Consider the following 26,150-nt stretch of genomic DNA (forward strand, 5'->3'; position numbering starts at 1 on the left):
GCCAGGGCGGGCCGGCTAGGGAGCGGCCCGTCGCTCGGCCCGCAAATACCCGTCTGCTGCGATGGAGAACCGATATGCAAACCATGAATCCCGACACCCGCAGAAAGCTGATGGGCGTCAGCACCGCGACGCTGTGCACCGCCTTGTTCAAGCGCGGCCTGCGCGGTCAGTTCATCCAGGACGTCAGGCCGCTGAACCCCGGCCTGCCCCATATGGTCGGCCCGGCCTACACGCTGCGCTATATCCCGGCGCGCGAGGATCTGAACGACATCGGCGTGTTCAAGGACCGTGCCCACCCGCAGCGCAAGGCGGTCGAGGAATGCCCCGAGGGCGCCGTCCTCGTCATCGACAGCCGCAAGGACGCGCGCGCGGCCTCGGCCGGCGGCATCCTCGTCGCGAGGCTGATGGTGCGTGGCGTGGCCGGCGTCGTCACCGACGGCGGCTTTCGCGACAGCCCTGACATCGCCAAATACCCCTTCCCGGCCTACCACTCGCGCCCCAGCGCGCCGACCAACCTGACCCTGCACCAGGCCATCGCCATCAACGAGCCCATCGGCTGCGGCGACGCGCCGGTCTTCCCCGGCGATGTGGTCGTTGGCGACGCCGAGGGCGTCATCGTCATCCCGGCCCATCTGGCCGACGAGATCGCCAACGAGGCCGTCGAGATGACGGTCTTCGAGGACTATGTGCAGGACAAGGTCATGGGCGGCCGCAGCGTGCTGGGCCTGTACCCACCGACCGATGCCGACGTGGCCGCGGACTTCGCGGCGTGGCGGCAGCTCAAGGGGCGTTGACGCAACGGCGTTCCAGCACCTCGACCGGAAAGGCCTCGGCCATCGCGCGATAGCCGGCCAGCGAGGGGTGCAGACCGTCGTTGTCGACCTCGGCGCGCAGGAAAGCAGGACGCGCCGGGTCGCGCATCAGCGCATCGAAGTCCACCAGCGCGTCGAAACGGCCGGGCTCGCGCAGCCAGGCATTCAGCGCCTGGCGGTCGGCCTCGTTCTCGGCCTGGGGCGCGTAGTAGCCGCTGCCCGAGTAGGGCATGACGGTCGAGGCGATCAGGCAGACGCCTCGCGCCCTGGCACGTTGCGCCAGGTCCGCGAACCCGGCCTTCAGTTCGGCCAGCAGAGCTGCACGCGACTCGGGCGTGGTCGGCTTGCCGCGATGGCTGACGCCGAAATCATTGACGCCGATCAGCACCACGGCATGCGTGACGCCGCTGCGTTCCAGCACGTCGCGGTCAAAGCGCGACACGAGGTTGGGGCCCAGGCCGTCACGCAGCAGGCGGCCGCCGCCGATGCCGGTGTTGACGACCGATGCTTCTCGGCCTTGAGCATCCAAGCGGCGCGACAGCATGTCCGTCCAGCGCTGGTAACTGCCTGATGGCACGCCATAGCCATCGGTGATGGAGTCGCCCGTCGCGACGAGGACGGGCAGCGGCTTGGCGGCGCGCACGTCGACGGCAGCCAGATGCCACCAGCCCTCCTGGGCCACCGCCTCGGGCCAGTCGGCCAGGCCGACGCGGTTGCCGTCCACGGCCCAGCTGCGGATGCGCGAGCCGGGATGCACGGTGGCCATAGTCGGGCCGGCCTGCACATGCATCTGCACGGCGATGTCGGCCTGGCGCGGCACGGTCAATTCGAGGGCATCGCTCCAGATCTCGGCGCGCGCAGGGACGACAACGCCGCGCAGGCCGCCAAAGCTCAGCGAGCGCAGGCTGGCGGCGTTCACCGTCATCCCATCCACAAGGGCCACGCTGACGGCGCTTAGCGTCAGCGGCTCGGCGCCAAAGAGATTGCTGATGCGCACGCGCAGCACGGGGCCCGTCGCGTCCATGCGCACGATCTGGCGCAGGCTGACGTCGCGCATGGGCTGGCGCCATATGGTTGCGGCGTTAGCGACCGGCGCCTGCTCCAGCTGCGCACTGCCCCAGGCCGCCAACCAGGGGCCATTGCCAGGCGGCGCGCTGGCGCAACCCGCCAGCACCAGGGCCACGGCCAGCAGGCCCGCCATCAAGGATTTGCTCATCCAAAAATGGTAGCGCGACCATTGCTCCTGTCATCGGGGCGATCCCCAGCCCAGGCCCCGCGAGATGGCAATCGAGCAGAGCAGCCCGGCCGAGCTCTACGACAGGCCGGCCAACCGCTTTGTCGCGGGCTTCATCGGTTCCCCGGCGATGAACTTCTGCACGCTGCCGGCCGCTGCGAACGGTCACCGACAAGAAGCTGTGCCACCCTCGGGCTCGCGGCCGAGCCTGCGCTGGAGCCCGACAAGCTGCTGTCAGTCTTGCTGATGACGCGCCGTGCGACCCGCTCCGAGCAGCCCCTGCTGGAGCCCCTGATGGCCTCACGGCCTTCGGACCTGGACTGGCTGCTCCGGCCCGTGCCCGCCAAGGGCTAGCGGGTCAGTCCTGCGACAACCAGGTGCAGGCCCCATTGGAGGCCTGCCGATTGCTCTGCACCCCGACCGGCGTCGTCTTGCTGAGGTGCGTGGCCAGCTGCTCGATGTACGACTTGCTCGGATGCCAGGGGCCTGAGCAGAAACTGTCACTCTGCAAGGTGACTCGGCGGGTATAGATGACCCGCCACAACAAGACATTGTCCACTTCAGCGACTTTGCTAACGTCCTGAAGAAATCGTACGAAATGCCCCCTCGGACGTCAGCACCATCGATTAACAGACGCGCGTCGAGTGCCGCTTAGTTCACGCATTTTTTCCGCGCGTGCCCGAGGTGCATATTGACAAATCTTCCGTTGTAGGCAGCTCACCTACAGCAGCTGTCAAGAACTCCCGGCTTGCATCTTCGGCGCGGCTCAACGCCGCACTTGCATCGGCGCCAGCTGGGCCGACCACAGGGGTTGTCTGGCGAGTTCCGCGGCGGTGACATCGTCGGCCGTCACGGCATATTCATTGCTGCTGCGCTCCACGAAATAGGCCGAGCGGTAGCGCTGCAGCAGGCCTCCGAGTGCCTTGCGGGCCTGGTTCGAGGGGCCGTTGAAGGTGAGGGTCAGCGTGGTCATGGTCTTGCTTCCGTCATGGGGCCGATGGCATCGCCGTCGGTCTTCCTTGAACGCTGTCACGCCGGCATGGTTGACCGACGAGATTGATACAGCTTGTGAGCTGACGCCGGCCATCGCGGCCTTCCTCGTCGCGCCCGTCGTGCGCGTGACCCGACCAACAATGCGAGCCCGTCAGGGGCTGCGCTTCACAACCAACGCTTCTGCCAACCGTGGACCGAAAAATTCCACGAAGGCGCGAACCGCCGGCGAGGAGCGCGCGCTGCTGGCGTAAAGGGCGAAGACGCCGATGTCCGGCGTTACCAGCCAGTCCTGCAGCACATGGCGCAGGCGGCCGGCGGCGATGTCATCCTGCACCATGAAGGCCGGCAGCACCGTGAAGCCGAGGCCATCGATGGCGGCGCGCAGCAACACGTCGCCATTGTTGGAGCACAGCGGCCCTCGCGTCGTCACGCTGAGGACCTTGATGGCCGACTCCATGTCGGCCGGGCGGAATTGCCAGGGCAAGGCGGCTCCGGCCTCACCGTATTGCAGGCAGGCCAGCCGTGACAGCTGGTCCGGGTGTGTTGGCTCACCAGCAGCAGCCAGATGAGCCGGTGAGGCGATCACCCAGCGCGGCGCAATGGCGATGGGCCGCGCGACCAGGTCCAGCTGCTCAGGCAGCTGGGCAATTCTCAGCGTAACGTCCGCGCCGGTCTTGGCCGGGTCGGCGAAGCGGTCGTCCAGGTCGATTCGCAGCTGCACCTCGGGGTAAGCGGCATAGAAACCCGCCACCAGTGGCGCGAGGTAGCGCTGGCCAAAGCTCATCGGTGCATTGACACGCAGCGATCCGCGCGGTGCGCCGCTGAGCCCGCGCAGTTCTCCCAGGGCCTCGTCGATCATCGTCACGATGGCCTCGGCACGGCCGATCAAAGCCTCGCCGGCGCTGCTCAGCGTGATGCTGCGGGTGCTGCGCGCGAACAAGGACGCGCCGACTTCCGATTCGAGTGCAGCGATCTGCTTGGAGACCTGGTCGCGCGTCAGATCGAGCTTGCGGGCGGCTGCCGAGAAGCTGCCCAGGCGCGCGGCCTCGACGAATACGCGGAGGTGGCTGATGCGATCCATGTCGAGGATTGTCTTCGTACTGGAGACAACGGGTTGCCGCTGAACTGGCTTCTCGGCGGGGTGTTGCCTGCGAAGAATGCGATCCCAGACGCCCCGCAGCGTCCCCCACCCACCCGCCAAGGAAACCATCATGAGCCACCCGAAACTGGAAGTCCTGACCCCGCAGAATTCGCAGCTGATCTTCATCGACCAACAACCGCAGATGGCCTTCGGCGTGCAGTCGATCGACCGCCAGACGCTGAAGAACAACGTCGTCGGCCTGGCCAAGGCCGGCAGGGCCTTCGGCATCCCGACGACGATCACGACGGTCGAGACGCTGGGCTTCTCGGGCCCGACCTACCCCGAGCTGCTTGCCGTCTTCCCTGAGGCGCCGTTGCTGGAGCGCACGTCCATGAACTCCTGGGATGACCAGAAGGTGCGCGACGCGCTGGCACGCCATGCCGGCCAGGGCCGCAAGAAGATCGTCGTGTCGGGTCTGTGGACCGAGGTCTGCAATCTGAGCTTTGCCCTTTCGGCCATGAACGACACCGACTACGAGATCTACATGGTGGCCGACGCCAGCGGCGGCACGAGCAAGGATGCGCATGACTACGCCATGCAGCGCATGGTGCAGGCCGGCGTGGTGCCCGTCACCTGGCAGCAGGTGCTGCTGGAATGGCAGCGCGACTGGGCTCGCAAGGACACTTATGACGCGACCATCGGCATCGTGCGCGAGCACAGCGGCGCCTATGGCATGGGCGTCGACTATGCCTACACCATGGTCCACAAGGCTCCGGAGCGCGTCAGCCACGGCCCGGTGCTCGCCGCCCAGCCGGCCGGCAGATAAGCCCGAACGTCCGGAGCATCAGCCATGAAGGTCTACCTCCTGTCCCTTGGCGCCGGCCTGCTCGTGGGCGTCATCTACGCGCTGCTGCAGGTGCGCTCGCCGGCGCCGCCCGCCATCGCACTGCTGGGCTTGCTCGGCATGCTGGTGGGCGAGCAAATGGTGCCCCTGGCGAAGCGGGCCTGGGCCGGTGAGCCGGTCACGCTCGCCTGGTTGCACAGCGAATGCACCCCCAAGATCACCGGCGTGGCCATGCCTCAGGCGCCGGCCGCCCCCGCCCCCAAGGAGAGCTGAATGGAAGCCGCCGACCTCATCGTGCTGAACGCGCGCATCGAAACCCTGGACCGACAGCGGCCTCAGGCTGAAGCCCTGGCGGTGCGCGGCGGCCGCTTCGTGGCCGTGGGCGCAGACGCGGACATCATGGCCATGCGCGGCGCCAGCACGCGTGTCATCGACGCCCGCGGCAAGCGCATCATCCCTGGGCTCATCGACAGCCACATCCACCTGATCCGCGGCGGCCTCAACTTCAACCTCGAACTGCGCTGGGAGGGCGTGCCCACGCTGGCCGATGCGATGGCCATGCTGAAGGAGCAGGTCGAGCGCACGCCGGCACCGCAATGGGTGCGCGTGGTCGGGGGCTTCAGCGAGCACCAGTTCGCCGAGAAGCGCCTGCCGACGCTCGACGAACTGAACGCCGTCGCGCCGCACACGCCGGTCTTCATACTGCACCTCTACGACCGCGCCTTGCTCAACGCCGCGGCGCTGCGCGCGGTGGGCTATGACAAGGACACGCCCAACCCGCCGGGCGGCGAGATCCAGCGCGACAGTGCCGGCCGACCGACCGGCTTGCTGCTGGCCCGCCCCAACGCGGTCATCCTCTACTCGGCGCTGGCCAGGGGACCGAAGCTCGACCCGGCCGACCAGATCAACAGCACGCGGCTCTTCATGCGCGAGCTCAACCGGCTGGGCGTCACCAGCGTCATCGATGCCGGCGGCGGTTTCCAGAACTACCCCGAGGACTATCAGATCATCGACAGGCTCGCTCGCGACGACGAGCTGACGATTCGCATTGCCTACAACCTCTTCACGCAGAACAAGGGCGCGGAGCTGTCCGATTTCCTGCGCTGGAGCGACATGCTCGCCCCGCTGGCGGGCAGCGAGATGTACCGCCACAACGGCGCCGGCGAGATGCTGGTCTTCAGCGGCGCCGACTTCGAGGACTTCCGCGAGCCGCGCCCCGAGATGTCGCCCGGCATGGAACCCGACCTGGAAGCCGTCGTGCGGCTGCTGGTGCAAAAGCGCTGGCCCTTCCGCATGCACGCCACCTACGAGGAGACCATCAGCCGTGCTCTGGACGTGTTCGAGAAGGTGAACCGCGACATCCCGTTCGCGGGTCTGCACTGGTGGTTCGACCATGCCGAGACCGTCAGCCCGCGCTCCATCGACCGCATCAAGGCGCTGGGCGGCGGCATCGCCGTGCAGCACCGCATGGCCTTCCAGGGCGAGTATTTCGTCGCCCGCTATGGCGCCGAGGCCGCGCGCGCCACGCCGCCGGTGCGCCGCATGCTGGACGCCGGCTTGCCGGTGGGCGCCGGCACCGACGCCACCCGCGTGGCTTCCTACAACCCCTGGACCAGCCTGGCATGGCTGGTCACCGGCAAGACGGTGGGTGGCATGCGCATGTACGGTGAGGCCAACCTGCTGGACCGCCACACCGCGCTGCGCCTGTGGACCAGCGGGAACACCTGGTTCAGCCATGACGAAGGCCGCAAGGGCCAGATCACACCGGGGCAGCTCGCCGATTTCGCGCTGCTGAGCCGCGACTACTTCAGCGTGCCCGAGGACGAGATCGGCGATCTCTACGCCGAGCTGACCGTCATGGACGGTCGCGTCGTGCACGGCAGCGGGGACTTCTCCGGCGAGGCACCGCCTTTGCCGCCCGCATCGCCGGACTGGTCGCCCGTCAACCGCTTTGGCGGCCACTGGCATCGCAACCCGGCCGCGGGCCTCTTCACCCGGCCCTCGGGGGCGTCGACCCGAAACCTGGCCAGCTGCTGCGCCTTGCCCTGCGGCGTGCATGGCCATGGCCACGATCGCGCCTACACGTCCAGCGTGCCGGCCGACGACCGCAGCTTCTGGGGGGCGCTGGGCTGCGCCTGCTGGGCGTTCTGACCATGGCAGCACTTTCCACTTCTTCGTCCCGCCCGGTTCGCACACTGCAACGCGCTGCACTGCTTGCCTTGCTTGCGCCCTACCTCATCAGCGGCGTCCTCAAGCTGTTCGACTGGGCCGGCACCCAGGCCGAGGTGGGGGCGCTGACGGGCCTGAACCCAGGACCGCTGCTGGTGCTCGTCGCCGCTGGCGTCATCGGGTTGCAGCTCGGCGCCAGCGCCTGGCTGCTCTCGGGGCGGCACGGCGCCTGGCTCGCGGCCCTCGCGCTGGCCGGCTTCACGCTGGCCGCCACCTTCCTCGCCCACACCTGGTGGCAGTTGCCGGCGGGAGCAGAGCGGGCGCATGCCTTCAACGGCTTCTGGGAGCACATGGCGCTGGTTGGAGCACTGGTCTTTGCCGGCGTCATCAGCTACCGGGAGGACATCACATGACGCCGACGCCCACCCACCGGCGCCGGGCCGCACTGCTGGCGCTGGCCGCGGCCTACGTGGACACCTGCGGCTTCATCGGCCTGTTCGGCTTGTTCACGGCGCACGTGACCGGCAACTTCGTGCTCATCGGCGCCGAGCTCGTCAGCCACCACGACCAGATCCTCACCAAGCTGCTGGCGCTGCCCGTCTTTCTGGTCAGTGTGCTGCTGACCGCCCAGGCGGAGTTCGTGCTGCAGCGGCGCGGCAAGCCCGCGACGGCCTGGCTGCTCGGCATCGAGGCGTTGTTCATCGCCGCCGCCGCCCTCGCCGCATGGCGTCTGCCCGCGCCTGGCCGGCCTGACGACATGGTGACCATGTCACTCGGCTTCACCCTCATCGCCGCCATGGGCGTGCAGAACGCGCTGATGCGGACCAGCCTGGCCGGTCCGGTGCAGACGACGGTGATGACGGGGAACGTGACGCAGACCGCCATCGACCTGTTGAGCCTGGCCAGCGGCCGCGCCGATGCGGCCGTGCGCACGCGGATCTACAACGCGTGGCCCGCCATCCTGGCCTTTGCGGTCGGGTCGGCCCTTGGGGCGGCGGGTTACGCCTGGGTCGGCTTCGATTGCTTGTGGCTGGCCGTGGCGCTGCTCATCGCGGCCGCGTTGGCCGTGCCGAACGTCTAGGGCAGGTCGAACCACAACCACGTGGCTTCGGTGGCGGGTGAGGCGGTCAGCTTGGTCACCGTCTCCAGCTGAAGGGCATCGCCTCCGCGCAACTCCATCGGCTGCGGCTCGCCGTCGACCTCCACCACCAGGATGCCCTCGAGCACCTGCAGCCACGCAAACCTGCCGGCGGTGACTTCGTGGGAGCAGCTTTCACCCGGCTTGCCCGATGCGGCCCAGATGCTTACGGGCGCCCGCAACTGCAACGTCCCAGGCTGCTCCATCGGGCTGGCAATCAGGCGGGGGCCGTCGGTGGTGCGCAGCGCGCCCTGCAGCAATTGGTAGCGCGGCGGACGATCGTCGGCGTTGCCGTGCAGCCAGATCTGGAACAGGTGCGTCGGCTGCTGAGGTGCCGGGTTTCGCTCGGAATGCTTGATCCCGGTGCCCGAGCTGATGAGTTGGACGTCGGCTGCGCGAAGCCTGCCCTCATTGCCCGCAGAGTCTTTGTGCTCAAGCGCACCCGACAGCATGAACGTCAGGATCTCGAAGTGGTCGTGGGCGTGCTCGGCGAAGCCTGAGCCGCCTGCAACGATGTCTTCATTGATCACCCGAAGCGCACGGAAACCCATCCGCGTCGGGTCGTTGAACGAGCCGAAGGAGAACGTATGGTGCGCCTGCAGCCATCCGGTCCGGGTCCAGCCACGCGCCTGCCGGTCATGAAACACATCGCTCATGGCCTGGTTATAACTGCCGTGGCTCAGCAGGGCAGCGTGAACGGTCTCCTGCTTCGATCCCTCCAGCTCAGCGCATCACGATCAGCTGAACCCGCCGGTTGGTACTGCGGCCTTCGCGGGTCTTGTTGTCGGCCAGGGGCGCCGATTCGCCGTAGCTGATGGTCGACATGCGCGCCAGCGGCAGGCCGGCTCGAGACAGGTGCAGGCGCACGGCTTCGGCCCGCTTGAGGCCCAGTTGCTCGTTGACCGCGTCGCTGCCGGTGGAGTCGGTGTGGCCCTGGATCTCGATGTACACCGGCTGGTTGTCGGCCTTGAGCTTGGCGACGAGTTGATCGAGTTCCCGGCCGGCCTCCTCGGTGAGCTGGGCGCGGCCCGAGCTGAACTTGATCTTGTCATCGGTCAGCACGGTGCTCATCAGCAGGCCCGGCGGCTTGGGCAGATTGTTGAGGATCTGGGCTCGCGCCGCGGCGTCCTGCTGCAAGGCAACGATGCGCGCCTCGCTGCCCTGCAGCCGGCCATCCAGGGCCTTGAGGCCGTCGTCATGCGCCTGCACGCGGGTGCCGAGACCTTCCACGCTGGTCTGCACCGGAGCGACGGTCTCCTTGACGAATTCCTTGGTGGCACAAGCGCTCAGCAACAGGACGCTGCTGGCAACGATCAGGGGCGAAAGTCTCGTCATCGGGGGACCCGGGGAGTAAGGAAGAGGCGCGACTCTAGGCAGTCCTTCACGGAAAAACGTACCGAGCTGTGAGCAATCCTTGCGGCGTTAACCGGGGTGAACAAAGCCTTACCGATCTGCGATGCGGCGTGACACGCCCAGCCAACTTTGGAGGCTCAGGGGATTCGACTGTCAGAAAAAAGTTGCAGAAAGGACCTGAGACGTGGCTGGCGCAGAGATCACCCTGGGACGGCGATGCCGTCACCGCGGTCTGGCTCAGTGGCGCACCGGCGAGATGCTGAAGCTGGCCACGCCTTCGGAAGCCGCGATCTCGTCGGCCAGCAGGGCCGGTGCGAGGGCGCTGGACCGGCTAAGCGCGACGACGCTGAAACGCCACACCGGCCGGCCGTCGGCAAAGCTGATGCACAGGCTGTCGCGCAGCAGCCGGTAGCCACGTGCGGCGGCGATGCCAGCGACGATGTCGTAGGCCGGTGGATGCGTGGGCCTGAAAGTCAGCGAGACATCCAGCGTCGCCCGTCCCGGCAGCATCAGCTCCACGCGGTGCTGCAGGGACATCGACAGCCGCTGCGCGCGGTTCCAGAACTGCAAGCGCTGCCCGATTCCGTTGAGGCTGCAGCCGATGAACTTGGTCGAATCGTCCGCCCCCTGCGCGCCGGCCTGCATCCGCTGCGCCTATTGACCGCTGGCGCCTGGCTCTTCGCGCACCCCGAAGCTCTGAAGCAGGCCATGGCCATAAGCGCCGGGATTCCCGACCTCATCACAGTCGCACCAGATGTGCCCCAGTGCGTCGAGTCGGCGACGGACGCCCTCCGCTTGAGCTTCGTCCAACTCGTGCGCGACGGCGCCTCCGTCACCAGCGCATCGACCGCTGTTGGCATATCCACCAACACTGGACTGGCCTGGGCAGCTGTAGCCGGCTGGCCGCGACGCCGCGTCCGAAGCTTCTCAAACCACAGACGAGGGCCCAGCTCATTGAGCTGCTGCGCAGCGGAGCTGAAAGGGCAGATGCTGCCAGCAAGGCTGGCGTTGGCGTGGGCACCGTGGATCGGCTCTTCCAGACGGAGCCCCAGCTCCATGCGCAATGGACCGACGCCAAGCTTGCTCGCGCCAGAGGCCAAGCTCGCTCAACCTGGCTCAAAGCGTCCGGGGTCGCGGGGTCGGGGGCATCAAGCTTGCGCGGATGATGGAGCCGGCCGCGTATGCGTGCCTGCGAACGCACGCCGCGCCAGAGGCACCATGGTTGTATGGCTCGCCGTCCGTGCTGCCAGTTCGCCAGGTGCGACTGCACGCGCGGGATCGCACCGTCAGCCTGGACGTCGCCCGCCAGTGGCGCGGTGGGCTTCGCAACCTCGTTGAGCACGGCCAGCTTGGCCTGGAACTCGCGGTACGCATCGCGGAACTCCAGCAGCTTGCGTCCGGTCGCTCCGGCCGGTCCCAGCACCGCACGCTGCTCGCCGACGAGCGGACTCAGTGCCCGCTGGATCGCCTCGGCGCGCGCAGCATCACCGGCTGCAACTCGAGCCACTGCATCGGCAAACGTCCGAGCCCAGGCGCCGTGCCTCTCGACAGCGTCCCAGTCGGTCTGCACGCCAGAGTAAGCCTCGTCCAACAAAGCCTCGGCATCGGCATGCATGCCTCGGAGGAATTGGTCCTCCTCGTTGACGTCGGCCAACGGCTTGAGCGCTGTGCTCAGCGCTGCACCAGGCGGCGGCCGGGAGTCCTCACGCACCGCGGCCAGCTTCGCTAGGACGCCTCGTTTGGCGAACCAGGACTTTGGCCACCAGGCGTTGTTCGCTGCTGTCCACTGTCCGTGGAGCTTCGCATCGACGCGATGGCGTCGTCGACCACGGATGGCCGGTGGAACGGGGCGTAGAACCTGAGGAGGGTGCGGTGGCGGGCGATTTGATCGGCATCACCGTGGACACCTTCGACGCGCTCCACGAACGAATCAAGCCGGCTCGGGAAGTCGTGCTGGTTGCCGGCTTGGCTGTGCCCAAAGAGCGCCTTGGTGGTGTAGCCGCTGACGGGATGACCGCTGAACCGGTGATGCCGGCTGCAGAGGCTGTAGAACGTCTCGCCCGGCAGCCATTGCAGCAGCGGGACGCGCGTCTCCAGCCCTCGGGTCGTGCCGCCCATGGCCAGACCGTACCCAAGAGAGGGCCGGCCGCAAAGCCCCATGGCGCGCCGGAGACCTCCGAGGAGGTGTCGCGCCAGGCCGGCGGCGCGCTATTCAATCTTTCTGAATGGGCGCTTTGAGGCGGCCGGAAAGCCTTGAGAGGCGCGAGTCGTTTCCGACATTCAGGCCTCAGGCGTTTCCGACTTTATTTGTATGTTTACGACTTAATTAGACGAGAACACCGCTGTTCACTTTGATCGCGCCGTCACTCGACAGTCACGCTCTTCGCCAAATTACGAGGCTTGTCGACGTCGGTGCCACGCGCACATGCCGTGTGATACGCCAGCAACTGCAGCGGCACGACGTGGAGGATGGGGCTGAGTTCACCGTAGTGCTCGGGCATGCGGATGACGTGCAGGCCGGCCTCGCTTTCGATGGCGGTGTCGCCGTCGGCAAACACATAGAGCTGGCCGCCGCGGGCGCGGACTTCCTGCATATTGCTCTTGAGCTTCTCCAGCAGCGCGTCGTTGGGAGCGACCGTCACCACCGGCATCTCGGCGGTCACCAGGGCCAGCGGGCCATGCTTCAACTCGCCGGCCGGATAGGCCTCGGCGTGGATGTAGCTGATTTCCTTGAGCTTGAGCGCGCCTTCCAGCGCGATCGGGTAATGCAGGCCGCGGCCGAGGAAGAGCGCGTTTTCCTTGCGGGCGAACTCCTCGCTCCAGGCGATGACCTGCGGCTCCAGGGCCAGCACGGCCTGCACGGCGACGGGCAGGTGGCGCAGGTCCTTCAGGTGCTCGGCTTCGTCGGCCTCGCTGAGATGACCGCGCGTCTGGGCCAGAGCCAGGGTCAGCAGGAAGAGACCGACCAGCTGGGTCGTGAAGGCCTTGGTGGACGCGACGCCGATCTCGGCGCCGGCCCGCGTGATGTAGGCCAGCTCGCACTCGCGCACCATGGCGCTGGTGGACACATTGCAGATGGTCAGCGTGTGCTTCATGCCGAGTGAGCGGGCATGCTTGAGCGCGGCGATGGTGTCGGCCGTCTCGCCGCTCTGGCTGATGGTGACGACCAGGGTGCGCGGGTTGGGCACACTGTCGCGGTAGCGGTACTCGCTGGCGATCTCGACGCTGGTCGGGATCTTGGCGATGCTCTCCAGCCAGTACTTGGCCGTCGAGCCCGAGTAATAGCTGGTGCCGCAGGCCAGGATGAGGACGTTGTCGACCTCCTTGAAGATGCGGTAGGCACCGTCACCGAAGAGCTCGGGGCTGATGCCCGTCACGGCGTCCAGCGTGTTGGCGATGGCCACCGGCTGCTCGAAGATTTCCTTCTGCATGTAGTGGCGGTAGGGGCCGAGTTCGGCGGCACCGCTGTGCGCGTGCACGGTCTTGACCTCGCGCTGCACGGCGCCATAGCGGCCGGTCGTCGTGTCCAGGCGGCTGAGCCAGTAGCGGCCGAGCTGCAGGTCGACGACGTCGCCCTCTTCCAGGTAGACGATCTGGTCCGTCACGCCGGCCAGTGCCATGGCGTCGGAGGCGACGAAGTTCTCGCCTTCGCCCACCCCCAGCACCAGCGGCGAGCCCTCGCGGGCCGCGACGACGCGATGTGGCTCGTCACGGCAGAACACGGCCACGGCGTAGGCGCCCTTCAGGCGCGGCAGGGCCTGCTGCACGGCGTCCAACAGGTCGCCGCTGTAGAGGTGGTCGATCAGGTGGGCGATGACCTCGGTGTCGGTCTGGCTGGAGAAGACATAGCCGCGCGCCTTCAGCTCCGCGCGCAGTTCGTCGTGGTTCTCGATGATGCCGTTGTGGACCAGGGCGATGCGGCCAACGCCATCGGCCGCCGCGTTCGGGCCGGCCGAGAAATGCGGGTGGGCGTTGTGCACGGCCGGCGCACCATGCGTGGCCCAGCGGGTGTGGGCGATGCCGGTGCCGGCACTGATGCCATCCTGGTCGGCCTGGGTCTGCAATTCGGCGACACGCGAGGTGGAGCGCGCCCGGCGCAGGCCGCCGTCCTGATGCACGGCCACGCCGCAGGAGTCATAGCCGCGGTACTCGAGGCGCTTCAGGCCTTCGACGAGGATGGGGACGATATTGCGCTGACTGACCGCGCCGACGATGCCGCACATGGATGAGTCTCCGTTTGAGGAATGACCGCATCCTAGGCAGGTCGACATGGAGAATGGATGCAAAATTCACGCGTCAATGATGGAAAATTTCTTCCGCCTCATTGAGAGAAATATTCATTCAAATATCATTTGAAAATGAATGATCTTGACGCCATCGACCTGCGCCTGCTGGACGCCTTGCAGACCGATGCCTCCCTGAGCAACCAGGATCTGGCCGCCCGCGTGGCCATCTCGCCGGCCACCTGCCTGCGGCGCGTCAAGCGCCTGGTCGAGGCCGGCATCGTCGAGCGCCGCGTGGCCCTGCTGTCGCCGGACAAGCTGGGCGCCGGCCTGTCGGCCATCCTGGAGATCACGCTGGACCGTCAGGGGGCAGAGCATCTCGATGCCTTCGAGGCCCGGGCCGTGCAGGAGGCTGCCGTGCAGCAGTGCTGGCGGGTGTCGCCGGGGCCGGACTTCGTGCTGGTCGTGCAGCTGGCCGACATGCCGGCCTACCAGGCCTTCACCCAGCGCCTGCTGACCCAGGACGCCAATGTGCGCAACATCAAGGCCTTCTTCAGCGTCAAGCGGGCCAAGTTCGAGACGCGCATCGGGCTGCCTCCCCCCTAACTTCGAAGGCGCCCCTGCGAGCCCGGGGGGCAAAAAGCGCTCCCGCAGCCAAGAGAATCCGAGTCCCCGCGCCCTAGACCGGAGCCTCCCATGCTGTCTCGCAAGTCTTTCCGCCCCGCCGCGTTCGCGCTGGCCCTGGGCCTCATCGGCATGGCCCCCACGGCCCAGGCTCTGAATATCGTGCTGACCGACATCGGCGCCACCAAGATGTCTGCCGAGCAGTTGAACGCCTTCCAGACCGCCGCCAGCTACTGGTCGAGCAAGCTCAGCGACAACGTCACCGTCTACGTCAACATCTCCTTCAGCGACCTCGGCAACAACGTGCTGGGCTCGACCCGATCCGAGCAGACCACCGTCAGCTACAGCGACCTGCGCAGCCATCTCTCGACGGATGCCCGATCGGCCGTCGACGCCGCTGCCGTGGCCAGCCTCCAGGCCGGCACCGCTGCCAGCTTCTGGGCGACCCAGGGTGACCTGACGAGCCGCTTCGACAACGACGGTTCGGCGAACAACCGCTCGCTCATCATCAACACGGCGAACGCCAAGGCCATCGGCCTGAATCTCGGCCCCAATCTCGGCAACCTGGACGCCACGGTCACCTTCGCCAATGCCTTCGCCGGCAGCTTCGCCTACAGCCGCACCAACGGCCAGGTGCCGGCCAACCAGATCGACTTCATCACCGTGGCCGAGCACGAGATCGGCCATGCGCTCGGCTTCGTGTCCGGCGTGGACACCGTCGACGGCTGCATCAGCCATGCGGCGCAGTGCGGCCTGTCCGGCCTGCCCAACGAGTTTGAGAGCTTCGCGGTCTATTCGCCACTGGACATGTTCCGCTACTCGGCGAGCGGCAAGCGCGACCTGACGGTGGGCGGCTCGCCCTATTTTTCCGTCGATGGCGGCCTGAGCTCCATCCAGCCTTTCTCGACCGGCCGTGAACATGGCAATGGCGAGCAGGCCAGCCATTTCGGCATCGGCGTCATCACGCTGATGCGCCCCTTTGTCGGCAACGGCCAGTCCTACGACGCCTCGACCAGCGACCTGACGGCCTTCGACGCCATCGGCTGGGACCTGGCCGCCGCCGTGCCGGAACCAAGCCAGTACGCGATGCTGCTCGCCGGGCTGGCTGCCATCGGCCTGGTGCGTCGTCGCAAGCGCGTTTGAAACCAGCCCTCCAATGCAAAGCGGCCCCGCGGGGCCGCTTTTTGTTGGCCGGCGCTCAGCGCTTGAGCAGCCCCAGGCCCTTCAGATAGTCGCCTTCCGGGAAGCAGACCGTCTGCGGATGGTCGGCCGCGGCGGACAGCCGCTCGACGATATAGCCGTCCACACCGGCGTCCAGGCCGGCGCCGGCGACGATCTTGTGGAAGAGGTCGGGGGAGATGCCGCCCGAGCAGGAGAAGGTGTAGAGCAGGCCGCCCTCGTTGAGCAGCATGAAGGCCAGACGGTTGATGTCCTTGTAGGCCCGTGAGGCACGCTCGGCATGGGCGGCGGTCGGGGCGAACTTGGGCGGGTCCAGCACGATGGCGTCGAAACGCCGGCCCTCGGCCAGGCAGCGGCGCAGCGTGGCATTCACGTCGGCATCCCAGGCCTGGTGGCGGCCGGCGTCGAAGCCGTTCAGCGCCACATGGGCCTGGGCCCGCTCCAACGCCGGGCCCGAGGAGTCCACGCTGATGACTTCGCTGGCGCCGCCGGCCAGCGCCGCCACCGAGAAGCCGCCGGTATAGCTGAAGCAGTTCAGCACGCTGTTGACGCCGTACTGCTTCACCGCGTCGGCAAAGCGGCGCCGGCTGTCGCGCTGGTCCAGGTAGTAGCCGGTCTTGTGGCCCTCGGCCACGTCCAGCGTGAGCCGCCAGTCGTGCTCGCGGATGGTCAGCGCCGTCTCGCCTTCCCCGCGCAGCCAGCCCGTCTGCGCGGGCAGCCCCTCCCACTCGCGGGCCTGGGCGTCGGAACGCTCAAACAGGCGCGTCAGGCCGGTCGTGGCCAGCAGGGCATCGGCTATTCCGGCCTTCCAGCGCTCGGCGCCGGCGCTGCCGAACTGGGCCACCAGCGTGTCGCCGTAGCGGTCCACGACGAGACCCGGCAGGCCGTCGGCCTCGCCATGCACCAGGCGCCAGGCGTCGGACGCGATGGCCAGCCGCTGGCGCATCGCCACCGCCTGCTCGATGCGCCGCTTGAAGAAGGCGGCATCGATGCGCTCGGCCTCGTCGAAGCTCCAGGCGCGCAGCCGGATCAGCGATTTCGGGCTGAAGGCCGCCCAGCACAGGAAGGCACCATCGGCCGCCTCGACGCGCACGGTCTCACCCGAATCGGCCCCACCGCGCGCGATGGAGCTCTCGAACACCCAGGGGTGGCGCTTGACGAGCGAGCGCTCCTTGCCGGCGCGCAGGGTGATCTTTTTCATCGCCGGGCCATTTTCATCGTTGCAGCGTCCCGAAGGCGTAGTTGAGGCCGACGTGGATCACCGGTGTGGACTGGTTGTGGCCGCGCATGGTGCGGAACTCGCCGAGGCCGGTGCGCAGCCGCAGCCGCTCGCCGACCCGCCATTGCGCCCACAGCTCGGCCTGCGTCACGGCACCACCGCCCACCTGCACGCCGCCGCCGCCGGCCGCGCCGACCAGCCATTCCGCGCCCACGCGCATGCCGCTCCACAGCGGCGCGCTCTGCACGCCCAGGCCGATCAGGCCGAAGGAATAGGCGCCCGCATGGCCGGCTGCGGCACTGCCGGCCTGGGCCGTGCCGTAGAGACTGAGCGTGAACTCGCGGGACATGTTGATGGCCAGATGGCTGACCGCCTCGCGGCGGCCGTCCTTGAAGCGCACGCGCGGCAGATGCATGACGCTGGCGCCGAGCTGCTGCACGCGCACGGTGCCGCCGCTGTCGTCGGCGTACAGCACAGGCGTCTGATCCAGCGGCATGGAGATGGCGGCCCGCACGAAGCGTGCGCTGTAGTTGCCTTGGGGGGCGTGGGTCAGGCCGGCATCCAGTCGCAGGCTGGGGCCCCAGGGCGTGATCCAGCGCAGCGTCGGGCCGGCACGCAGCAGCAGGCCACTGCCCGTGTCCAGGTTGCCGCCACCGGCCAGGCCCACGCCGACCTGGCCACCGACGCGCAGGCGCGGCGAGCCCAAGGCCCAGTCCTGGCCGATCTGGCCCAGCACTTCCATATAGCCGTCGGCGCCGCCCTGGGCACCGCCCGCGGCCTCGATGCCCCACCAGCTGCCGTCGACGATGTACTGGCGCAGCTCGGCACCGGCCTTGCCCACGCGCCGCGTGCGCCTCTCGCCGTTGCGGTCGATGCTGACGGAGCGCGGCGACTCGTAGCCGCCCATCAGAGAAACCTCGTCGAACTGCAGGCCGGTGCGCTGGCTGGCGCGGCCGCGGCGGCCGGCGTCATCGGGCGAGAAGCTTGCAAAACTCATGGCCCGGCCGAGCGTGAAGCTCAGGCCCACGCCGCTCTTCACATTGCCGCTCGGGAAGCGGATCTGCGACAGGCCCACCCCCGTGTACCAGGCGCCGACCTCGGTGCGCAGCGACAGCTCGGGCCTCAGCATCAGGCCGCCGCCGAAGCGCAACTGCTGGGTGGACAGGCCGCCCCCCGCTCCCACGTAGAGGCTGGCTGCCAGATGGGTGTTGCTGTTCAAGCGCCAGCGCCTCTGGCCCGTGAAGCCGACCGTGAAGATGCCGCCGTAGTTGCCCTTGGCGGCGCCGTAGACGCCGGGGCCGAAGCCCCAGTCGTCGTCCAGGGCCATCAGATAGCTGATCGATGCGAAGGCCGTGCGGCCGCCGTCGGGCATCTTCATGCGGGTCCAGCTGCTCTCGATGGCAGCCGGGCGCAGCGTGTCGACGCTGGCGAACGGCGCCTCGTCGGGCAAGGCCCAGGTCGTTGCCGGCAGCAGGGCCACCAGCGCGGCCAAAGCCGTGATTCGGAATCTCATTTTTTGGCTCGGGGGTGGGCCGCGTCGTAGATGCGTGCCAGATGCTGGTGATCCAGCTGGGTGTAGACCTGGGTCGTCGTGATGTGGGCATGGCCCAGCAGCTCCTGCACGGCGCGCAGGTCGCCGCTGGACTGCAGCAGGTGGGAGGCAAAGCTGTGGCGCAGCATGTGGGGGTGGACATGGGCCGGCGAGCCGGCCGCGACGGCGCGGGCGCTGAGCATGGCGCGCAGCGTCGAGCCGGCGACGCGATGGCCCCGGGCGCCGACGAAGAGAGCCACCTCGCCCGCCGCCGCCACCTGGGGCCGTACCGTCAGCCAGGCCCTCAGCGCCTCGGCCGCGGCCTTGCCCAGCGGCGTGCTGCGGCGCTTGCCGCCCTTGCCCAGCACATGCACCTCGGCCGACTGCAGGTCGACCCAACCGGCGGCCTGGCCGCTGGCCTGCACGTCCAGGCTGGTCAGCTCCGAGGCACGCAGGCCGGCGCCATAGAGCAGCTCGACCATGGCGCGGTCGCGCGCCTCCATGACGGGGTCGGCCGCGGCCTCGGGCGCATAGGCCGCGAGCTGCACCGCGTCGTCCACGCCCAGGGCCTTGGGCAGGGGCTTGGGCGCCTTGGGCGCGCGCAGGCCGTCGAAGGGGTTCAGCGCGACGCGGCCCTGCAGGCCCAGCCAGCGGTAGGCGCTGCGCCAGACCGACAGCAGCAGCGCAATGGATTTGGGCGCCAGGCCCTCGCGATGCAGCAGGGCGGCCAGGCGACGCGCCTGGGCCAGCTTGAGCTGGCGCGCATCGATCGCGGCTTCGGCCAGCATGGCCTGCAGGCGCTCCAGGCCATCGGTGTAGATGCGCAGCGTGCGCGGACTCAGGCGCTGCTGCACGCGGGCGTGCTGCAGGAAGTCGCCGAAGTCCGCCGAGAGCTCCATCAGGCCAGCAAGCCCGCCAGCCCGGCGCTGGCGATCTCGCCGACGCGGGTCAGGAAGTCCGTGCCCATCTCGGCCGTGTAGCGCGTCGGGTCGGGCGAGCCCAGCACTAGCAGGCCGAAGGGCTTGTCCTCGTTGGCGCTGGGCTGGTGCAGAGGAATCAGGGCCAGCGAAGTCGCCGTGCCGCCGCTCTCGGAAAGGCCCAGCCAGCGCGCTGCCTCGAAGCCCGAGTTGACGCCGCAATAGGGCTGGCTCAGGCTGGACGCGAAGCTGCGCACATCGGTACTGACCGAAGCGGCGAACTCCAAGGCCTCGTGCTCAGGCGCCACGCCCCACAGGCGCAGGCTGGCCTGCGGGATCATGAACTGGTGGCGCAACTCGGCCAGCAGCACATGGGGCAGCTCGGGCGTGCCGACGGCGCGCATGACGGCCAGCGTCCAGCGGTGCAGGCGGTCGGCGATGGCGACGTTGTCCTGGCCGTTGCGGATCATGTCGATGATGCGCAGCTCCAGGCCCTTGATCTTGTCGCGCAGCATCTCGGCCTGGCGCTCCTGCAGGGACACGGCGCGCGCGCCATGCGGGTGCTGCAATTGCACGCTGGCCAGCAGCGCCGCGTGGCGCTCGAAGAAACCGGGCGTGGCCGCCAGGTAGTTGGCGATGTCGGTTTCGGTGATGCCTTGCACCGCGTCCGCGGCCGGGTTGGAACTCACAGCGTGATCTCTCCGTCAAAAACTTTCACTGCGGGGCCGGTCATCAGCACCGGGTTCTGGCCACCCGCCCATTCGATGCGCAGCAGGCCGCCGCGGGTCTGCACTTCGACCGCCGGGTCCAGCCAGCCGGCGCGGATGCCCACGACGACGGCCGCGCAGGCGCCCGTGCCGCAGGCCAGGGTCTCGCCGGCGTCGCGCTCGAAGACGCGCAGCTTGATGCGGTCGCGGCTCAGGACCTGCATGAAGCCGGCGTTGACGCGCCGGGGGAAATGCGGGTCCTGCTCGATCAGCGGCCCCTGGGTCAGCACCGGTGCCGTCTCGACGTCGTCGACGCGCTGCACCGCATGCGGATTGCCCATGGAGACCACGCCCAGCTCCACACCCTCAAGGGGCCAGAGCTCGAAGCCGTTCACCAGGCGTGGCGTCAGGCCGCGGGCGTCGAAAGGCAGGGCCTCATGTTCGAACACCGGCGCGCCCATATTGACCGTCACGCGGCCATCGTCCTGCAGCTTGAGCAGCAGGCGGCGGTTCATCGTGTCGACCTGGATCTCGCGCTTGTCCGTCAGGCCGGCATCGACGACATAGCGCACGAAGCAGCGCGAGCCATTGCCGCAATGCTCCACCTCGTCGCCGGTGTTGTTGAAGATGCGGTAGCGGAAGTCCGCGCCGGCGTCCTGGCTGGGCTCGATGACGAGGATCTGGTCGCAGCCGACGCCGAAGCGACGGTCGCCCAGCAGGCGCATCTGCTCGGGGGTCAGCGCGAAGGGCTGCTTCGTCGCATCGATGACAACGAAGTCATTGCCCGCGCCGTGCATCTTGGTGAAGCGCAATCTCATGGAGCCGGATTATCGGGGGCGGCCCCGATGTCCAGGCCACGCGGCTGCTTATAACGGTGATAGCCCCATAGATACTGGCCTGGCGCGCGCCGGATGACGCTCTCCATGGCCGCATTGATGGTCGCCGCCGCGTCTTCGGCCGACGCGTCCCTGGCGATCTGCGGCGCCGGCATCACGTGCACCACAAAGCCCTGCCCGCCGGGCAGTCGCTCGCCCCAGATCAGCAGCAGGGCCGCGCCGGTCTGCTGCACGAGGCGGGCGGCCAGCGTCATCGTGTAGGCGGGCTTGCCGAAGAAGGGCGCCCAGACGCCCAGGCCGTCGGGCGGCACCTGGTCGGGCAGCAGGCCGATGACCTCGCCCTTGCGCAGGGCGCGGATCATCTGGCGCACGCCGGCCAGGGAGGCCGGTGCGGTGGCCAGACCGGGGCGCTCGCGCGAACCGGCCATCACCTCGCGCAGCGAGGCCTGGCGCGCCGGGCGGTAGAGCACGGTGATGGGCGACTCGGGCGTCGTGAAGCGCTCGGCAATCGCCTGGGCGCAGATCTCGAAGCAGCCCATATGGGGCGTCAGCATGACGAGACCGCGCTTCTCTGCCAGAGCGGCCGCGATCAGCTCGCCGCCATCCCATTGCAGCTTGTCGCCCAGCGGCTTGCCGCGGGTCGCGACCCAGAGCCACGGCAGCTCGGCCGCCATACGTCCGGCAGCGGCGATCGCGGGCCGCGCATCGCTCCAGGCCACCCCGGCCTGGGCCACATTGGCCTTGAATCGGCGCCGGTAGACGCCCGAGGCGAAATAGACGATCCAGCCCAGCACCGCCCCCAAAGCGTGCAAAAGCGCCAGTGGCAGCCGGGACAACCCACGAAAGACCCAAGCCATGTTTCTTATACTTCGCGCTTCGCCGAGTTATTGAACTACTTGCGGGGCGAATCACAAATCCCGCTAAAGCGTTCGCCGCACCTCCAGGAGCGACGGCGACGCCGCCAATGAAGCAACCGGAGTTTAAAAGTGGCCAACGATTTCCTCTTCACGTCCGAATCCGTCTCGGAAGGACACCCCGACAAGGTGGCCGACCAGATCTCGGACGCCATCCTGGACGCCATCTTCGAGCAGGACCCGCGCAGCCGCGTGGCCGCCGAGACACTGTGCAACACCGGCCTGGTGGTGCTGGCCGGCGAGATCACGACGAACGCCCACGTCGACTACATCCAGGTCGCGCGCGACACCATCAAGCGCATCGGCTACGACAACACCGAGTACGGCATCGACTACAAGGGTTGCGCCGTGCTGGTCGCCTACGACAAGCAGTCCAACGACATCGCCCAGGGCGTGGACCATGCGTCCGACGACCACCTGAACACCGGCGCCGGCGACCAGGGCCTGATGTTCGGCTATGCCTGTGACGAGACGCCCGAGCTGATGCCGGCGCCGATCTACTACGCCCACCGCCTCGTCGAGCGCCAGGCCCAGCTGCGCAAGGACGGCCGCCTGCCCTTCCTGCGCCCCGACGCCAAGAGCCAGGTCACGATGCGCTATGTGGACGGCAAGCCCCACAGCATCGACACCGTCGTGCTGTCCACCCAGCACTCGCCCGAGTACTCGCTGGGCGACCGCATGACGGATGAGTTCTATGAAGCCATCCGTGAAGAGCTGATCAAGCCCGTGCTGCCCAAGGCCTGGCTCAACGCCGACACCAAGTACCTGATCAACCCGACCGGCCGCTTCGTCATCGGCGGCCCCCAGGGCGACTGCGGCCTGACCGGCCGCAAAATCATCGTCGACACCTATGGCGGCGCCTGCCCCCACGGTGGCGGCGCCTTCTCGGGCAAGGACCCGTCCAAGGTCGACCGCTCGGCCGCCTATGCCGCGCGCTATGTCGCCAAGAACATCGTCGCCGCCGGCCTGGCCCGCCAGTGCCAGATCCAGGTCGCCTACGCCATCGGCGTGGCCCGCCCGATGAACGTGACCGTCTACACCGAAGGCACGGGCGTCATCCCCGACGACCAGATCGCCAAGCTGGTCAACGAGCACTTCGACCTGCGTCCCAAGGGCATCATCCAGATGCTGGACCTGCTGCGTCCGATCTATTCGAAGACGGCCGCCTACGGTCACTTCGGTCGGGAAGAGCCGGAATTCACTTGGGAACGTGTCGATAAAGCCGCTGCCCTGCGGGCTGCGGCCGGCCTTTAAAGGCCGCCGCGCACAAGCGCGGTTCGACACGTGGGCGAAGCTCATATCGCATGGCGATGTGAGCGCAGACCAAAAGACCGACAAGGCTCAGCCGCTGCGTGCAGCGGCCGGGCTGTAAGGCCCGGCGTTTGCGCCAGCAAACCTGAGCCTTGGGGCGAAGCTCATGTCGCCTGCGACGTGAGCGAAGACCACAAAGCCGCCCGCATGTAACACCGCCCCTCAAGGCGGTGTTTTTCTTTCTGCCGCTGCCATCCGCCGGCATGTAGAGTCAACGCACCGGCAGGGTGCGCGCCAGCCGCGCCCGCCACTCCATCAACCCTGGAGGCGGTGATGAAGATGCAGTCCTTGCGAATCGGGACCCGTTTGGGCCTGGGCTTCGGCCTCGTCTTGCTGCTGCTCGCCGTGGCCCTGGGCCTGAGCTACCGGCAGATCGGCTCGGTCGGCCCCCATATCGACCTGCTGGTGGAGCTGCAGAAGCGCCAGGACATGGCCCAGGATTGGCGCACCCAGACCCAGCTCAATGTCACGCGCACCGATGCCGTCGCGCGGGCTGGCGGCTCGGGCCCCGTTGCCGAGTTCTTCTCGCCGGTCATCAAGGCGACCAGCGCCAAGATCACCGAGTTGCAGGAGGGCCTCACCAAGTTGGTGGACACCGAGCGCGACAAGACCCTGCTGACGGAGATCGCCGACGCCCGCAAGGCCTATGTCGACATCCGCAACCAGGTCTTCGCCCAGCTCAAGGCCGGCGAGGCCGACGCGGCCCTGCAGACGCTGGAAGGCAAGATGCGGCCGGCCTCGGAGACCTATGTCGCCGCCATCAGCCGCATGGCCGATTTCCAGGGCGAGCGCGTGCGCGCCGAGACCCAGCAGGTCATGGAGGAGGCTCGCCGCACGCAGATGATCATGCTCGTCATCGCCATTGCCTGCCTCAGTGTCGGCGTCGCGGCGGCGTGGCTGATCACGCGCTCCGTCGTCGGCCCATTGCGCGAGGCCATCCAGGAGGCCGAGGAAGTCGGCCGTGGCGACCTGTCGCGCGACATCCGCAGCACAGGCAGTGACGAGACCGCCCAGCTGACCCAGGCCCTCGGGCAGATGCAGCAGGCCCTGCGCCATGTCGTCGGCTCGGTGCGCGAGAACGCCAACGGCGTCGCCACCGCCAGCACCGAGATCTCCCACGGCAGCAACGACCTGTCGGCCCGCACCGAGCAGCAGGCCAGCGCCATCCAGCAGACGGCGGCTTCGATGGAAGAGCTGTCGGCCACGGTCAGGCTCAATGCCGACAACGCCGGCGAGGCCGACCAGCTCGCGCACGATGCCAGCCAGGTCGCGCGCCAGGGCGGCGAGGTCGTCGGCGAGGCGGTGCAGCGCATGAAGGGCATCGAGGAGAGCTCGCGCAAGATCGCTGACATCATCGGCACTATCGACGCCATCGCCTTCCAGACCAATATCCTGGCCCTGAACGCGGCGGTCGAGGCCGCGCGCGCTGGCGAGCAGGGCCGCGGCTTTGCCGTCGTCGCCAGCGAGGTGCGCATGCTGGCCCAGCGCAGCGCCGACGCGGCCAAGGAGATCAAGACCCTGATCGGCGACAGCGTCGAGCGCGTCGAGCAGGGCGCCGTACTCGTCAATCGGGCGGGTGAGACCATGGAGCAGGTCGTCACCGCGATCGGCCGCGTCGCCCAGATCGTGCGCGAGATCAGCTCGGCCAGCCGCGAGCAGAGCACCGGCGTCAGCCAGGTCGGCCAGGCCATCACGCAGATGGACCAGGCCACGCAGCAGAACGCCGCCCTGGTCGAGGAAAGCGCGGCGGCGGCGGAGAGCCTGAAGCAGCAGGCCGACGAGCTGGTGAAGCTCGTCTCGACTTTCCGCGTCTAGGCGCTCACCCCACGCAAGGCATCATCCAGCACCTCCACCCAGTGCCGCACCGGCTGCGTGGTGCCGCTTTGCAGATGCTGGATGCAGCCGATGTTGGCGGAGACAATCTGCTCGGCCTGCAGCGGCGCCAGCGCCGCGAGCTTGCGGTCGCGCAGCTGCGTGGCCAGCTCGGGCTGCAGCACGGAATAGGTGCCAGCCGAGCCGCAGCAGAGGTGGCTGTCGCTGGGCGCGCAATCGATCTTGAAGCCCAGTTCGCGCAGCGCGGCCTCGACGCCACCCTTGAGCTTCTGGCCGTGCTGCAAGGTGCAGGGCGGGTGGTAGGCCAGCGAACCGGGCTTGGCCTTCAGGCGTGACTTCAAGGCCGGCACCAGCTCGGGCAGCAGCTCGCTGAGATCCTTGGTGACCTCACTGATGCGTCGGGCCTTGTCGGCATAGGCCGGGTCATGGGCCAACAGACGCGCATAGTCCTTGACCATGGCGCCGCAGCCCGAGGCGTTCATCACCAGCGCCTCGACGCGTTCGCCCATGCCGGCGACCAAGGGCCACCAGGCGTCGATGTTGCGGCGCATCTCATTCAGCGCGGCCTCGTGGTCGCCCAGATGCTCGCGGATGGCACCGCAGCAGCCGGCACTGTCGGCCACCACGGTCTGGATGCCGGCCGCATCCAGCACCCGGGCCGTCGCGCTGTTGATATTGGGCGCCATGGCCGGCTGCACACAGCCCAGCAGCAGGGCGACCTTGCGATTGAGCTGGCGCGTCGGCCAGTCGTGGGCCGTGGCTGGCGGCTTGGCGGGCACCTTGTCCTTCAGCGAGGCCGGCACCAGGGGCCGGAACATCTGGCCCAGCTTCATGGCCGGCTTGAACAGCGGCGAGGTCAGCCCTTCCTTCAACAGCCAGCGCGCGCGCTTCTCGCTGCTGGGGCGCTCGACCTTGGCGTCAACGACACGCCGGCCGATGTCGACCAGGCGGCCGTATTCGACGCCCGAGGGACAGGTGGTCTCGCAGTTGCGGCAGGTCAGGCAGCGGTCCAGGTGCAACTGCGTCTCGCGCGTCGGCTCGGTGCCCTCCAGGACCTGCTTGATCAGGTAGATGCGGCCACGCGGGCCGTCGAGCTCGTCGCCGAGCAACTGGTAGGTCGGGCAGGTGGCCGTGCAGAAGCCACAGTGCACGCAACGGCGCAGGATGGCTTCGGCCTCGGTGCCTTCAGGGGTGCCGGCAAATTCGGGGGCAAGCGTCGTCTGCATGTCGTC

26 protein-coding genes are annotated in these 26,150 nt (G+C 68.2%); 12 read left to right on the forward strand and 14 right to left on the reverse strand.

Annotated elements, in window-relative coordinates; all coding sequences use genetic code 11:
* Positions 1–83 precede the first annotated feature (83 nt).
* Positions 84–794, forward strand: coding sequence for a ribonuclease activity regulator RraA (locus J2X20_RS10680; RefSeq protein WP_310264234.1), 711 nt, complete (start codon positions 84–86; stop codon positions 792–794).
* Here the strand turns inward: J2X20_RS10680 and J2X20_RS10685 are convergent.
* The 3 genes from J2X20_RS10685 to J2X20_RS10695 form a co-directional block, all read right to left on the reverse strand.
* Positions 781–2,028 carry an SGNH/GDSL hydrolase family protein gene (locus J2X20_RS10685; RefSeq protein ID WP_310264236.1) on the reverse strand — a complete coding sequence of 416 codons (1,248 nt, stop codon included), beginning with the start codon at positions 2,026–2,028 and terminating at the stop codon, positions 781–783. The two genes, J2X20_RS10680 and J2X20_RS10685, sit on opposite strands and share 14 nt — an antisense overlap.
* A gap of 784 nt (positions 2,029–2,812) precedes the next feature.
* Positions 2,813–3,019, reverse strand: coding sequence for a hypothetical protein (locus J2X20_RS10690; RefSeq protein ID WP_310264239.1), 207 nt, complete (start codon positions 3,017–3,019; stop codon positions 2,813–2,815).
* Positions 3,020–3,190: 171 nt separating this feature from the next.
* A complete protein-coding gene (locus J2X20_RS10695) occupies positions 3,191–4,120 on the reverse strand; it encodes a LysR family transcriptional regulator (RefSeq protein ID WP_310264241.1) in 930 nt (309 codons plus the stop codon).
* 130 nt (positions 4,121–4,250) lie between these two features.
* Between J2X20_RS10695 and J2X20_RS10700 the strand changes: the two genes are divergently transcribed.
* The 5 genes from J2X20_RS10700 to J2X20_RS10720 all read left to right on the forward strand — a co-directional run bounded on the left by J2X20_RS10700 (position 4,251) and on the right by J2X20_RS10720 (position 8,214).
* The gene (locus J2X20_RS10700; protein WP_310264243.1) at positions 4,251–4,946 is read left to right on the forward strand and encodes a hydrolase; all 696 of its coding nucleotides are present in this window, start codon (positions 4,251–4,253) and stop codon (positions 4,944–4,946) included.
* Between the two features lie 24 nt (positions 4,947–4,970).
* Positions 4,971–5,237: a XapX domain-containing protein gene (locus J2X20_RS10705; RefSeq protein ID WP_310264245.1), complete on the forward strand. Its 267-nt coding sequence runs from the start codon at positions 4,971–4,973 to the stop codon at positions 5,235–5,237.
* Entirely contained in the window at positions 5,238–7,115 is a 1,878-nt protein-coding gene (locus tag J2X20_RS10710; RefSeq protein ID WP_310264247.1) for an amidohydrolase, read from the forward strand.
* A 68-nt stretch (positions 7,116–7,183) separates the two neighbouring features.
* On the forward strand, positions 7,184–7,546 hold the full coding sequence (locus J2X20_RS10715) for a DoxX family membrane protein (RefSeq protein WP_310264248.1): 363 nt from the start codon (positions 7,184–7,186) through the stop codon (positions 7,544–7,546).
* Entirely contained in the window at positions 7,543–8,214 is a 672-nt protein-coding gene (locus J2X20_RS10720; RefSeq protein ID WP_310264251.1) for a YoaK family protein, read from the forward strand. Before J2X20_RS10715 ends, J2X20_RS10720 begins: the two co-directional genes overlap by 4 nt.
* Here J2X20_RS10720 and J2X20_RS10725 read toward each other — a convergent pair.
* The 3 genes from J2X20_RS10725 to J2X20_RS10735 form a co-directional block, all read right to left on the reverse strand.
* Positions 8,211–8,927, reverse strand: coding sequence for a pirin family protein (locus J2X20_RS10725; protein ID WP_310264253.1), 717 nt, complete (start codon positions 8,925–8,927; stop codon positions 8,211–8,213). The two genes, J2X20_RS10720 and J2X20_RS10725, sit on opposite strands and share 4 nt — an antisense overlap.
* A gap of 67 nt (positions 8,928–8,994) precedes the next feature.
* Entirely contained in the window at positions 8,995–9,606 is a 612-nt protein-coding gene (locus J2X20_RS10730; protein ID WP_310264255.1) for an OmpA family protein, read from the reverse strand.
* Positions 9,607–9,861: 255 nt separating this feature from the next.
* Positions 9,862–10,194, reverse strand: a complete 333-nt coding sequence (locus J2X20_RS10735) for a hypothetical protein (RefSeq protein ID WP_310264256.1) — start codon at positions 10,192–10,194, stop codon at positions 9,862–9,864.
* Between the two features lie 670 nt (positions 10,195–10,864).
* Between J2X20_RS10735 and J2X20_RS10740 the strand changes: the two genes are divergently transcribed.
* Together J2X20_RS10740 and J2X20_RS10745 are read left to right on the forward strand one after the other, a co-directional pair.
* Positions 10,865–11,353, forward strand: coding sequence for a hypothetical protein (locus J2X20_RS10740; RefSeq protein WP_310264258.1), 489 nt, complete (start codon positions 10,865–10,867; stop codon positions 11,351–11,353).
* A 143-nt stretch (positions 11,354–11,496) separates the two neighbouring features.
* A complete protein-coding gene (locus tag J2X20_RS10745) occupies positions 11,497–11,862 on the forward strand; it encodes a hypothetical protein (protein WP_310264260.1) in 366 nt (121 codons plus the stop codon).
* Between the two features lie 125 nt (positions 11,863–11,987).
* On the opposite strand, the gene glmS is transcribed toward J2X20_RS10745, so the two are convergent.
* Positions 11,988–13,847: a glutamine--fructose-6-phosphate transaminase (isomerizing) gene (gene glmS, locus J2X20_RS10750; RefSeq protein WP_310264261.1), complete on the reverse strand. Its 1,860-nt coding sequence runs from the start codon at positions 13,845–13,847 to the stop codon at positions 11,988–11,990.
* Between the two features lie 135 nt (positions 13,848–13,982).
* Here glmS and J2X20_RS10755 point away from each other — a divergent pair, with 135 nt between their 5' ends.
* Both J2X20_RS10755 and J2X20_RS10760 read left to right on the forward strand, forming a co-directional pair.
* Positions 13,983–14,453 carry an Lrp/AsnC family transcriptional regulator gene (locus J2X20_RS10755; RefSeq protein ID WP_310264262.1) on the forward strand — a complete coding sequence of 157 codons (471 nt, stop codon included), beginning with the start codon at positions 13,983–13,985 and terminating at the stop codon, positions 14,451–14,453.
* Between the two features lie 90 nt (positions 14,454–14,543).
* Entirely contained in the window at positions 14,544–15,614 is a 1,071-nt protein-coding gene (locus J2X20_RS10760; protein ID WP_310264264.1) for an NF038122 family metalloprotease, read from the forward strand.
* A 55-nt stretch (positions 15,615–15,669) separates the two neighbouring features.
* On the opposite strand, the gene J2X20_RS10765 is transcribed toward J2X20_RS10760, so the two are convergent.
* The 6 genes from J2X20_RS10765 to J2X20_RS10790 are packed head-to-tail and all read right to left on the reverse strand — an operon-like array spanning position 15,670 to position 21,717.
* Positions 15,670–16,851, reverse strand: a complete 1,182-nt coding sequence (locus J2X20_RS10765) for a class I SAM-dependent rRNA methyltransferase (protein ID WP_310264266.1) — start codon at positions 16,849–16,851, stop codon at positions 15,670–15,672.
* A 13-nt stretch (positions 16,852–16,864) separates the two neighbouring features.
* The gene (locus J2X20_RS10770; protein WP_310264269.1) at positions 16,865–18,382 is read right to left on the reverse strand and encodes a hypothetical protein; all 1,518 of its coding nucleotides are present in this window, start codon (positions 18,380–18,382) and stop codon (positions 16,865–16,867) included.
* Positions 18,379–19,299, reverse strand: a complete 921-nt coding sequence (locus J2X20_RS10775) for a tyrosine-type recombinase/integrase (protein ID WP_310264271.1) — start codon at positions 19,297–19,299, stop codon at positions 18,379–18,381. The genes J2X20_RS10770 and J2X20_RS10775 overlap by 4 nt, the downstream gene beginning before the upstream one ends.
* Complete coding sequence (locus tag J2X20_RS10780; RefSeq protein ID WP_310264273.1) at positions 19,299–20,006, reverse strand: DUF484 family protein; 708 nt, start codon at positions 20,004–20,006, stop codon at positions 19,299–19,301. Before J2X20_RS10780 ends, J2X20_RS10775 begins: the two co-directional genes overlap by 1 nt.
* A complete protein-coding gene (gene dapF, locus J2X20_RS10785; RefSeq protein WP_310264275.1) occupies positions 20,003–20,842 on the reverse strand; it encodes a diaminopimelate epimerase in 840 nt (279 codons plus the stop codon). Before dapF ends, J2X20_RS10780 begins: the two co-directional genes overlap by 4 nt.
* A complete protein-coding gene (locus tag J2X20_RS10790; RefSeq protein WP_310264277.1) occupies positions 20,839–21,717 on the reverse strand; it encodes a lysophospholipid acyltransferase family protein in 879 nt (292 codons plus the stop codon). Before J2X20_RS10790 ends, dapF begins: the two co-directional genes overlap by 4 nt.
* 129 nt (positions 21,718–21,846) lie before the next feature.
* Here J2X20_RS10790 and metK point away from each other — a divergent pair, with 129 nt between their 5' ends.
* Together metK and J2X20_RS10800 are read left to right on the forward strand one after the other, a co-directional pair.
* Positions 21,847–23,028, forward strand: a complete 1,182-nt coding sequence (metK, locus tag J2X20_RS10795) for a methionine adenosyltransferase (protein WP_310264278.1) — start codon at positions 21,847–21,849, stop codon at positions 23,026–23,028.
* Positions 23,029–23,358: 330 nt separating this feature from the next.
* Complete coding sequence (locus tag J2X20_RS10800) at positions 23,359–24,900, forward strand: methyl-accepting chemotaxis protein (protein ID WP_310264282.1); 1,542 nt, start codon at positions 23,359–23,361, stop codon at positions 24,898–24,900.
* On the opposite strand, the gene glcF is transcribed toward J2X20_RS10800, so the two are convergent.
* Positions 24,897–26,144 (reverse strand): glycolate oxidase subunit GlcF, encoded by a 1,248-nt coding sequence (gene glcF / locus J2X20_RS10805; RefSeq protein WP_310264284.1) that lies wholly within the window; start codon positions 26,142–26,144, stop codon positions 24,897–24,899. The two genes, J2X20_RS10800 and glcF, sit on opposite strands and share 4 nt — an antisense overlap.
* Positions 26,145–26,150 lie beyond the last annotated feature (6 nt).

It is taken from the genome of Roseateles saccharophilus (assembly GCF_031458095.1).
GTDB classification, from domain to species: domain Bacteria; phylum Pseudomonadota; class Gammaproteobacteria; order Burkholderiales; family Burkholderiaceae_C; genus Pelomonas; species Pelomonas saccharophila_A.